This is a genomic window from Sporosarcina sp. Y1011 (assembly GCF_057669885.1).
On record NZ_JBYHFP010000005.1, the window covers coordinates 233,564 to 244,188 of the forward strand.

General features: G+C 38.3%; 10 protein-coding genes. 1 reads left to right on the top strand and 9 read right to left on the bottom strand.

From position 1 onward, the window contains the following. Positions 1 to 200 precede the first annotated feature (200 nt). From AC25Y5_RS09175 to AC25Y5_RS09210, 8 genes are all read right to left on the bottom strand, one after another. Positions 201 to 704: an antitoxin YezG family protein gene (locus AC25Y5_RS09175; RefSeq protein WP_488140008.1), complete on the bottom strand. Its 504-nt coding sequence runs from the start codon at positions 702 to 704 to the stop codon at positions 201 to 203. Positions 705 to 989: 285 nt separating this feature from the next. Beyond that, positions 990 to 2,126: an ankyrin repeat domain-containing protein gene (locus AC25Y5_RS09180; RefSeq protein WP_488140009.1), complete on the bottom strand. Its 1,137-nt coding sequence runs from the start codon at positions 2,124 to 2,126 to the stop codon at positions 990 to 992. Positions 2,127 to 2,383: 257 nt separating this feature from the next. Next, complete coding sequence (locus tag AC25Y5_RS09185; protein WP_488140010.1) at positions 2,384 to 2,740, bottom strand: hypothetical protein; 357 nt, start codon at positions 2,738 to 2,740, stop codon at positions 2,384 to 2,386. A gap of 117 nt (positions 2,741 to 2,857) precedes the next feature. Further along, positions 2,858 to 3,379: a SecY-interacting protein Syd gene (locus tag AC25Y5_RS09190; RefSeq protein ID WP_488140024.1), complete on the bottom strand. Its 522-nt coding sequence runs from the start codon at positions 3,377 to 3,379 to the stop codon at positions 2,858 to 2,860. Positions 3,380 to 3,409: 30 nt separating this feature from the next. Beyond that, positions 3,410 to 4,822, bottom strand: coding sequence for a T7SS effector LXG polymorphic toxin (locus tag AC25Y5_RS09195; RefSeq protein ID WP_488140011.1), 1,413 nt, complete (start codon positions 4,820 to 4,822; stop codon positions 3,410 to 3,412). A gap of 442 nt (positions 4,823 to 5,264) precedes the next feature. Further along, positions 5,265 to 5,837: an SMI1/KNR4 family protein gene (locus tag AC25Y5_RS09200; protein ID WP_488140012.1), complete on the bottom strand. Its 573-nt coding sequence runs from the start codon at positions 5,835 to 5,837 to the stop codon at positions 5,265 to 5,267. Between the two features lie 2 nt (positions 5,838 to 5,839). Next, the gene (locus tag AC25Y5_RS09205) at positions 5,840 to 7,387 is read right to left on the bottom strand and encodes a T7SS effector LXG polymorphic toxin (RefSeq protein WP_488140013.1); all 1,548 of its coding nucleotides are present in this window, start codon (positions 7,385 to 7,387) and stop codon (positions 5,840 to 5,842) included. Beyond that, positions 7,384 to 7,551, bottom strand: a complete 168-nt coding sequence (locus AC25Y5_RS09210) for a hypothetical protein (RefSeq protein ID WP_488140014.1) — start codon at positions 7,549 to 7,551, stop codon at positions 7,384 to 7,386. The genes AC25Y5_RS09205 and AC25Y5_RS09210 overlap by 4 nt, the downstream gene beginning before the upstream one ends. 1,013 nt (positions 7,552 to 8,564) lie before the next feature. On the opposite strand from AC25Y5_RS09210, the gene AC25Y5_RS09215 reads away from it, so the two are divergent. After that, a complete protein-coding gene (locus AC25Y5_RS09215) occupies positions 8,565 to 8,879 on the top strand; it encodes a DNA primase (RefSeq protein WP_488140015.1) in 315 nt (104 codons plus the stop codon). A gap of 89 nt (positions 8,880 to 8,968) precedes the next feature. Here the strand turns inward: AC25Y5_RS09215 and AC25Y5_RS09220 are convergent, their stop codons facing one another. Beyond that, positions 8,969 to 10,180: a NupC/NupG family nucleoside CNT transporter gene (locus AC25Y5_RS09220; RefSeq protein WP_488140016.1), complete on the bottom strand. Its 1,212-nt coding sequence runs from the start codon at positions 10,178 to 10,180 to the stop codon at positions 8,969 to 8,971. Positions 10,181 to 10,625: the final 445 nt, after the last annotated feature.

Below are 10,625 nucleotides of genomic sequence, written 5' to 3' on the forward strand. Positions count from 1 at the left end.
CTGCTTAAATTTAGGAGTTCTTGCTACAAGATGCCACTCATGGCATTCTATAAGAAATTTTTTGAAAGTAAATCCAGCTTAATCTTATTATAATTACTCGTATCCGGTATAAAGGGATCGACCACAGGTACCTTAAATTCAGTTCAATTTGAAAAAATCTTGACTGAGCGGTTAATATTCGTTCAATCAAGATTTTTTAATTATTGTTCGTTATCGTTTTCATTCTCTTTTTCTTCAATTGATTGTAAATACTTCCTCAAGAATTCTTGGTCGTCTTCATCCTCAGGTAAACGCCCTAGGTACTTATACTTCCAAATAATTCGCCTTTCATAATCATCTGCTTCCGATAAATCCTCGTAGTCATAGTCAATCTTTAATTTACCTTCACCGTTAAAAATAAATGTGAGATTTGTCCAAGGTTCCTGGTTATTATTTTTAAATTCATACCAAAGTTTTTCTAAAACATCTAGTAGTTTATAACACAAATCATCATAGACCTCTTCCCCTATATCAAAAAGCTGCGGGATATTATGGCTATGAATTGGAGTATCGTCGTTTTCTGGATAATAAAAGAAGAATGCTTTACGTACATCTTCGTTTATTTCACCATATACAAATACTTTTGACCACTCTTCTGGGATCGTTTCGACCACTGTTTGAGCAATATCTTGGTAAATACTACTCAACTTATTTTCATCCATCATTATTTACCTCCTGGTTTATTTTTCAAGTCTGCAAACTCCCAGTCTTTATTCCCAATCTTATACCCTATTTTAAAACTATGAAGCCAACTTTATTCCTCCTCTGATGGATAGCACAGACGTACAGACTCTACTGTTTTATCATGTGCCATATTTCTACCCACTTTACCTCCCCTGTTTATACGTTTTTACCCATGCAAAAACACCATCGATAAATGTACTTTTAAAAAACTCAACATTTATCAATGGTGTTTTATGTCACCTCAGTAATTCAGCATAGTCCAAGCCTTATCCTTCCAAACCAACATTTTTTCTGTTTACATCAAGCACATCTGAAATACCAAACTCATCGAATTTCCCCATTAAAAAGTCATGCTCATTGTTTAAAGCGATCTCTCTTTCTTCTCCATAAATAGGGAGTATCGTATAAAAATTAATTATTCTATTTTCCGGATCTAAAATACTGCCCATATCTTCAGATTCACTTGCCAAAATACCTGATAACGCTGTAGTGGCTGCAAATGGCATTGGCGGTTCCCCATTCGGAAGAATAACCCCTTCACCTAACCAACCATCATATTTATGCGGAATGTGCGCAACCATTCTCAGCCACTTCAAAGGCCAATAATGATCTTTATTCTTCATTTCCTCTTTACTGATTGGCGAATTTGCAGGTAATTTCAGGACTAATTCGGCGTATTTAAATTCCTCACTGCCTTCTGAATCATCCATTGCAACATCACTCATCCCAGTTGTCACAAGAGTTATATATTCATGTTCTTTCGATGGCAGTATCACTTGAACATTAACCGCTACCTCACTGCCAGGGATGATTTCACTGATTGTGTGATCAATAGGGCCAAACTGTTCAGTTATATAATCTAAAATCTCCGTTGTTTCATATTGCCTAGTATCCTTATATTCTTCTTTTTTATCGGGATCCAATAAATCAGCAATTGCCTTTTGTCCACGTTCATGCGCAAATGCTAATGCACCCATATTTTTCATAGATTCTCCTGTGTACTTCACATGAATGTCAATTCCATTTTCAATCAGAAGTTTTACAATATCTATATGTCCACCCAGAATTGAAGAAAATAAAGGATTCCTTTCTGGTTCGCTCACATCCAATTCAGCTCCACAGGACAATAAATATCTAACAATTTCAATGTGTCCATCTGAAGCCGCTTCATTAATTGCTCCACCACCAAGTATAGCACCGCGCCTATTTAGGTCAGCACCTAACTCTATAAGTTTCTCGACTATTTCAAGCTTTCCATGTTTGGCTGCTACATTAAGAAAAGTTCCAAATGTTGTCACTAAATTCAAGAGTTCCATATCTGAACCAATTAACTCGACTACTCGTTCGACATTATTTTGCTTGATAGCTGTACGTATTTCTTTAGCTAGTTGTATAATTTCCATATTCCCACTATCTCCTTTGAGTGGCTATACGACCTAATCGTTCAAGTATTTGAACGACATCATCCCGGTCACCGCCACTATCTTCCACTTCTTTAATCTTATCTACAACATTTCAAAGTGCCGTAATATCATGTTGACCTTTTATATTTGGTGCCCAAGTCAAATTTCCAAGGCCGTAAATTGGGTCTATATCATATTATCTTAATATTTCTTGTCCTTCCTTAACAAGCTCTTGTTGAGCTTTTCCATTACCTCTATTACACACGATGACTTACATGTTGTTCTTTTTCCATTGCGGCATAGAGTGCTTTCATTCTCTCGTCTTCAGGCGTATTCGCCCCTACTAGATTGCCAAGTTCATCACCGGATTTTTGTCCGGCATTTACGCCGTCCACCCCAGCCGTCCGTTGTGCTAAATCAGTCTGAAGTGTATTTTCCGACGATAATGCTGCCCATCTTTCCATTGGGAAATCGATAGCTGTCACGCTGTCCGTGAACAATCCTTCGATATCTAAAATCCATGTTGCCATTGTTTCCAAGTCATTCTCTATTAAAAAGGTACCTGGTACTAACACAATTTGGAATTGTATCAGAACTAGGTACCTTAAATTCATATTAACCCCTACAAACATGATTGTTAATCTTTATTAACTAAATAAATGACAGTCAAATGATGCTAAATATAATTACTGAATTGCTGATTTTGCAAGCAAAAGTTAAGACTTTAAGTTTCACCTTTTAAATTTGAGATTTAAAATCAATTCCTGAATATTTTCAGTAATAATATCGAAAGTACCTCTCTGAAAATCTTCTAAATAAACTTTTCCACATTTATTCTTAACTACCACTAACAATCCATTACCCTCAAGTCCTATAGGTATGTTTTCTAATCTGTTCCCATGATTTTTCTTATACCCTTTTAATACCTCTTGAAATGAACTTAATTCAATACTCGGTAAGACAGGCTCTAATTTTATATAATGATTGTTGATAAAACCGTCTAATTCTGCGAACCAATATGAATTAAAATACTCAATTATCGTCTCATGAAACTCAATTCCAAATTCCTCTTTTAATTGCTTGAAATCATGTAAATCTTTTTTATCTACAGGTTTCCATGAAACATATTCATCTTCATCAATTTCCCCTTCAAAGATTATTGAATTATTGGTTTCATCAATTACTGGAGTTTTAAATAGAAAATCTAAACCCCCATCCGCTAAGTCTCTTCTTAATCTAAAATATTGTTGCATCGCTTCTTTAGTAGACAAATATATCCTCCTTCACTTTTTTAAGAATTTTTCAAGTAATATAGCATAATCATTATCATTTCCCCAAACTCCAGCAGCTTTTTCGGCATTATGAATACCGCCTGTACCTGGATGTAATTTTGAAGGCACTGCAACTGCTTGACCTCCACCACCAACATGATGGTGAATTAACGTATCATTATACAACTCTTTTATATCATATTGAGGAAAGTACTCTCTAAATTTCTTATCATTAATAGGAGAAAATCCCAGTTCTATTTTTTGTTTGTTTATTTTACTAATGCTTTCAAAATTTTTATTCATTATTTCTTTCCAATAAAAATCTTTATTACGCAGCCAGCCCTCGGCATTTGTACCTTGTTTCCCCTTCCCAACATAAGGCATTTCAATTATAAGATTTGAATCGGCAAAGTATTTTTTCTCTAATTTACTCAAATCCCCATTCCTGTATGTTCTTATTGGATGATCAGCATTACCTGTAACCTTTTCAACTTTCTTTGGATTAGCTGTTTTCACAACTATAGTTTTCCTCACAAGTTTGATGCCCGCATTACCCGCTTTTATCGCCTTCCCAAAAGGGGTAAACGAGGCTATTGCCAATCCCTTGGCCGCGAAGGAACCATCGGGATTCTTGATTGTATTTAAGTCATCCAGGATTAAAAAGTTAGCTACTCCCAACCCGGCTTTTTCAACGAGGCTCAATTCTTTTGGTCCGTAATCCTTTGAAACTCGGACGAGCCCTTGGTTCATCATGATATTTTCGCCCGTATGCCGATCGATTGCATAGTCATTCACAGGATTACCTACATGTTCTTCCTTTGCTAGTGCGGCATAGAGTGCTTTCAATTGCTCATCTTCAGAAGTATTTGCCGCTACTAGACTGCCTGGTTCATCACCGGATCCTTGTCCGCCATTTACGCCGTCCATCCCAGCTGTCCGTTGCGCTAAATCTGTCTGAAGTGTATTTTCCGCCGATAAAGCTGCCCATTTACCCATTCGGATGTCTATTGCTGTCACACCGTCAGTGAACATTCCTTCGATATCAGAAATCCATGTTTCCATCGTCTTCAGGTCACTCTCTACTGCTATTAATGCCCTCGTCTGGTTCGCATCAAATTCATACAAATCGGCAATCGTTTGATCCCGTTTCCTCCGTGCATCTCGAACCCCATCCTGCACATCACTATCATTCAAATGTGGAAGGGCAACGATATCCGCGACTTGATTCATAATGTCGTTGGCTTCGTCGGTGAGACTGCTTGTCAGTTGGGCTATTTCAGTAAGTCCTTCTTCAACTTTTCCTTCAAGAAACGTTTGACGGATGAACCCGTTTGCATAGGGTTCAAGTGCATCAAGTGCGGAATCTATTTCTCCGCTTAACCTGTCTAACATAGTAATGTTGCGCTGAAGCGTAGTCCTGTACATGGACAGGTCTTTCGCGAAGGTAGAAGTGTAATTCGACAGCTCGCCTACTTGTCCTTCCGACAGGCCGAACCAAAGTTTTGTTAAATTTACATACACCCTATTCTTGTTGTTTACCGACAATCCAAAGATAAAGAAGGTTTGTCAGTTTAACATCATGAACTTTTGCTTCAAAATTAACTTATTACAACCATAAATCTTGGGATTAAGAAAAAACCTTGAAAGGTTATAGGCCAATCAAGGTAGAATTATGTTTAGAATTTTAAAATGACATCTAAGGTTTTAATTCAAATAACATCAATCTTTTAAAGTATTTCTTCACGATTTTAGTCAATTATTGATAAAAAATACTCATTAAAATTCTAGAATTCTCTATTTATTCCTCTGCAACAAACTGTATTTCCAGAATATTTTAACTCAAAAAATATAGTTAGTTTAATGTAACTTATTTCATATCTTTTTTAGAAGCATTTTTTAGAAGCGCATTTAATTTATCACCTAAATTTAAATTTACGTTATCGAGAGTGTTTTTATTTACTTTTATACTTTTAAAGTTTTTTATAAAACTTTTAAAAGAGTCGGAAACCAAGAAAACATTTTCTCCATCCATTTCGTGAAACCAAATATATATTTTATTTTGTTTATCATTTGACTTTCCGATGCAAATTAAATCTCCGCCTGGTAAATCTGCAATAGGAAATAAATCAGTTGGTAATATATCTTTATAAAAGTTTGCTTTGTAATCTATTTTATTCTCATCATTATATAATCCATAAATAGAGTCTATCTCAAATTGAGTTTGCTTAATTTTTTTAGGCAATTCTATTGAAGGTATAAAACGATAATCTTCTTTAATATAATCATTACCATAATGTTGCAGATAAAATGCATAATCTTGAGGTAACTTTAACTGATAATTTTCTTCAAGTTTTTTTATTTCATCTTCATCCCAAATTTCATCTATCTCTTTTATATCAAGGTCAATTACTTCCTCTAGTTTCTCTTTTAATTGTTCCATTTTTAATATCCTCCTCTTAAATCAGATGCAGAACCAATATGCGGAACATTTCCATGCAAATCAGTTGGTATTAACTCTATTTCTGTACTCGACTTATGATGTGGTGTAACACCCGCCTGTTTTAATAATTTCTTAGCAGCGTTTTTTGAAGGTAAATTATACTGTTGTTGTATTTTTTCGTATACTAACGAAAAATCATCAGACGTACCAGTTAACTTTCCTTTTTCAAGTGTTATATTACCCCCTGACCAAGGTGTGAAGTTAGGTCTATTTTTTGCAAATTCTACCCCTTCACCATTTGTTATATTTTTAACTTCTGGCTTATCAGAATACCATTTTCCATTACCCGGTTCACCATCCCAATGACCATTACTTCTTGGTAACCTTGTCCTAGGATTATCCTTACCCTTACCCTTACCAGTAACATTTTCAACTTTCTTTGGATTAGCTGTTTTCACAACTGGATTTTTCCTAACAAGTTTAATGCCCTTGTTACCCGCTTTTATCGCCTTCCCAAAAGGAGTAAACGAGGCCACAGCCAGTCCCTTGGACGCGAAGGATGCATCGGGATTCGTGACTGTATTTAAGTCATCCAGGATTAAGAAGTTCGCCACGCCCAACCCGGCTTTATCAATGAGGCTCAGTTCTTTTGGTCCGTAATCCTTTGAAACTCGGACGACTCCTTGATTCATCATGATGTATTCGCCCGTATGCCGATCGATTGCATAGTCATTCACAGGATTACCTACATGTTCTTCCTTTGCTAGTGCGGCATAGAGTGCTTTCAACTGCTCATCTTCAGAAGTATTTGCCCCTACTAGATTGCCAGGTTCATCACCAGATCCTAGTCCGGCGTTTACGCCGTCCATCCCAGCCGTCCGTTGTGCTAAATCGGTCTGAAGTGTATTTTTCGCTGATAATACTGCCCATTTATCCATCGGGAAGTTTATGGTCGTCGTGCCGCCCGTGAACAATCCTTCGATATCAGAAATCCATGTTTCCATCGTCTTCAGGTCACTCTCTACTGCTATTAATGCCCTCGTCTGGTTCGCATCAAATTCATACAAATCGGCAATCGTTTGATCCCGTTTCCTCCGTGCATCTCGAACCCCATCCTGCACATCACTATCATTCAAATGTGGAAGGGCAACGATATCCGCGACTTGATTCATAATGTCGTTGGCTTCGTCGGTGAGACTGCTTGTCAGTCTAGAAATTACCGTAAGTCCTTCTTCAACTTCTCCTTCAAGAAACGTTTGACGGATGAACCCGTTCGCATCCGGCTCCAGTACATCGAGTGCGGAATCCATTTGGGTGAGGACATTTACGTAATTGCTTTTGAACGTCATGAAAAACTGTAAGAACGGCAGGTGACATTCTGCATAAAACGCTCGGATTGCATCTCCACCTTGTCCTTTCAATGAATCTTCCATGGCAACGATTCCTTCGACTGCGGTCTCGATTGCTTTCATTTCATTTTCCAAACGATTTAGCATGGTATTATTCCGCCGCAAGCCATCGTGGAAAGGGCTAGCATCTAGTACTTTCAATATAACATCCCCTGCTTCGGTCCGGATAATGCACTATGCAAGACGGATGCTATTTTCCCGCTCGTCTCACCCATGAATTCAACGGAACTGGTAGCTGTTTTACTGCTCACTTCACTTAATTGGTTTTCAACCTCTGTATAGACCATCTTCACTTCAGTCGACATGGTAGTCCCCCTTCCCTTACGCACTTTTTTGCCGCTTCCTTAGCAAATAGACGCTCGATAGTCTGTTGGAAAGCCTGTTTGATTTTTTATTACAACCATCAGAAGGACCTTAAAAAACAGCATTATTCATTACTATTATAAATAGCATTCCAATCCTCATTTTGTCAAATATATCCAACAATGCGGAGTATTCATGCGAGACTATTAGCCCTATGTCCATTGTAGTGTTTGTATAATTAGCGCATTATTACATCTAATTCTTCCACCTCATTCTATGATGTTACTTCTTATGTAGCAGAAAATCCGATAAAGAATTATCATTTCATGGCTAAAGATTCATCTTTAGATGAATTCAAGAAAGGAGCACCTATACGCCGAGTCATACCTATGAAAACGGGGAAAAGAAGCCTTCGATTCATATGATTGATAGTGGCGTTTAGCACCTTTTCATAGTGAAATCCTTCAAATTCGCTTCGGTGCTTTGTAGATATATTAATGACAAGGGTTGAATATGGCGATTAAACTAATACTGGTAACTTTCCTGGGTCAACTGGAACGTGATTGAAAGGAATCTTTACTTCAACTTGTATAGCACAAAAAGGAGCTGGCAACCGATATGGTTTTAGCTCCTTTATATATATCCCCTTATATCGTCTTGCAGTTTTTTATTTCTTCCGTCTGTTTAAGAAAGCTTTTGTTCGTCTTTCTAATCATGTCATAGAGTACAAGCGTAATTGCAATAATAAAATGATAAAAAACGAGTCTATATCTATACCTTCTTTATATTGGATGATAACTTTCATTAAAACGATGACTTCTTCTTATTTTACAAACTATACTCAGTCAACTCCAGGGGCGCCCCGCAAATCATGATGATTCAATTGTTTCGTTATTCTTTTGGCATCTAATTATTTACTCAAAAAACGGACTACATGATTAAGAGATTAAAATCGGGGTATATCAAAGACATGCTTCACTTATACAAATAGACAAAATACTTGGAGGAGATTATAATGGCTTTGAAACTAACAGGAGACAAGAAATGGTTGAAACTTGGTGCAGCAACAATCCTATCGGTCGGGATGCTTGCAGCCTGCGGAGACGGTGAAGACGATGATGTCAATGTGGATGTTGATGAACCTGTAGAAGATGTCAATCCTAGTGACGATACCGATACAGATGTCGATGTAGATACCGACGACGGTACGGATACGGATGTGGACGTAGATGATGGTACGGATACGGACCTAGACACTGACGATGGCACGGATACAGATGCGGACCTAGATACTAATGATGGCACGGAGGATGATGGCACCGAAGGTTAATTAGAAAAATTGCTAAAGCGCTAGGCTTACAAAAAGGACTGAATGGCACATTGGCCATCCAGTCCTTTTTGGTGCTCAGAATATAATTTTCAAATGAACATCCCAGCGATTGCAGCACTTAATAACGAAGCTAACATGCCTGCTGCGACTGCACGGACACCAAGTTTAGCAATGTCCGGGCGACGACTTGGTGCTAGAGAACCCAATCCGCCAATAAGAATGGCCAGCGAGCTTAAATTCGCAAAGCCACACAGCGCAAAACTTACAACAATAACTGTTTTAGGACTGAGAGAAGGTATTTCAGGTGCAAATGACGCATAAGCGACAAACTCGTTCAACACTAGTTTTTGGCCGATGAATCCTCCTGCAGTAACCGCTTCCGACCATGGAACGCCGATTGCAAACGCGAGCGGTGCAAACAAAATGCCTAGAATCCCCTCAACCGTCAACGACTCAAAACCAACCAGTTTACCGAGCCCGCCCAGCATTCCATTCATTAAAGCGATAAGCGCGATGAACGCCAGTAGCATTGCACCGACATTCAAGGCAAGTTTTAATCCATCCCCTGCCCCGCGTGCCGCTGCATCGATGACGTTCACCGATTCCTGATCTTTTTCCATGTCAAAGGTTGTAACTTCCGGGCTTTCCGTTTCCGGGAAAAAGATTTTCGCCATTACCAACCCTGCCGGTGCAGCCATGAAACTTGCCGCTATCAAATACTCAAGAGGAACACCCAATAGTGCGTACCCTGCAAGAACAGAACCGGCAACAGACGCAAGTCCGCCCGTCATGACTGCAAAAAGCTCTGACTTCGTCATATTTGCCAAAAACGGTCGAATGACAAGTGGAGCTTCCGTCTGACCAACGAATATATTCGCGGCCGCTGACACCGATTCCGCCTTACTCGTGCCAAGTAGTTTCGATAATCCGCCTCCGATCAGTTTAATGATCATCTGCATAATTCCGAGATAATACAACACGGAGATTAGGGATGAAAAGAAAATGATGACCGTCAACACTTGGAAAGCAAAAACGAAACCGAATCCTTCAACATCCGCCGCCGGACCAAAAAGAAACGCAACCCCTTCACCAGCATAGTTAATGACATTTTGCACGAGGTCGGAAAACGCTACCAAGCCCGCTCTACCCGCTTCCCACTTCAGGACGATGAATGCAAACGTCACTTGTATGATTAAACCAACGACGATAGTGCGGTAATTAATCGATTTCTTTCCGTTAGAAAAAAGAAATGCAATTCCTAACACAACCACTATCCCTAAAAGTCCCCACAATAAATTCAACAGCTACACCTCTATAATGGCAATTTCCCATTTGTAATTTTGTTAAAAATACATCTATTCACACTAGGTAACACCTAACAATCTCGTCAGACGTCGGACAACTCAATGATTTTATCAAACGAAATGACATAAGTAAATGAATTGTACGAAAAACAGGAATAACTATGTTTTCATAATGATTCAACGGTTAGTATTCCACTTTTTTTTGATATTACTCATCTTTATTTTGACGATTTTCTTATGTATCTGCGCATGAAAATATTTCAACAGTAAAAGGCATACAACCGTTGATTTAGTGGGTTCGGTTGATGGGGGAAAACGCTATTGACTGTTTAAACATCATATTAATCGATGTTTAAACAGCAAATTCACAATATAAATGGCAAATAAAAACGCCCAGAAATGTTGTGCACCCCAAAAGTTAGAGTCAAAATCTAACTTTTGG

What these genes read in the sequence shown, in the direction of transcription:
- AC25Y5_RS09175 (WP_488140008.1), bottom strand. Translation starts at nt 704, where the DNA reads ATGATGGATGAAAATAAGTTGAGTAGTATTTACCAAGATATTGCTCAA.
- AC25Y5_RS09180 (WP_488140009.1), bottom strand. Translation starts at nt 2,126, where the DNA reads ATGGAAATTATACAACTAGCTAAAGAAATACGTACAGCTATCAAGCAA.
- AC25Y5_RS09185 (WP_488140010.1), bottom strand. Translation starts at nt 2,740, where the DNA reads ATGAATTTAAGGTACCTAGTTCTGATACAATTCCAAATTGTGTTAGTA.
- AC25Y5_RS09190 (WP_488140024.1), bottom strand. Translation starts at nt 3,379, where the DNA reads ATGCAACAATATTTTAGATTAAGAAGAGACTTAGCGGATGGGGGTTTA.
- AC25Y5_RS09195 (WP_488140011.1), bottom strand. Translation starts at nt 4,822, where the DNA reads ATGTACAGGACTACGCTTCAGCGCAACATTACTATGTTAGACAGGTTA.
- AC25Y5_RS09200 (WP_488140012.1), bottom strand. Translation starts at nt 5,837, where the DNA reads ATGGAACAATTAAAAGAGAAACTAGAGGAAGTAATTGACCTTGATATA.
- AC25Y5_RS09210 (WP_488140014.1), bottom strand. Translation starts at nt 7,551, where the DNA reads ATGTCGACTGAAGTGAAGATGGTCTATACAGAGGTTGAAAACCAATTA.
- AC25Y5_RS09215 (WP_488140015.1), top strand. Translation starts at nt 8,565, where the DNA reads ATGGCTTTGAAACTAACAGGAGACAAGAAATGGTTGAAACTTGGTGCA.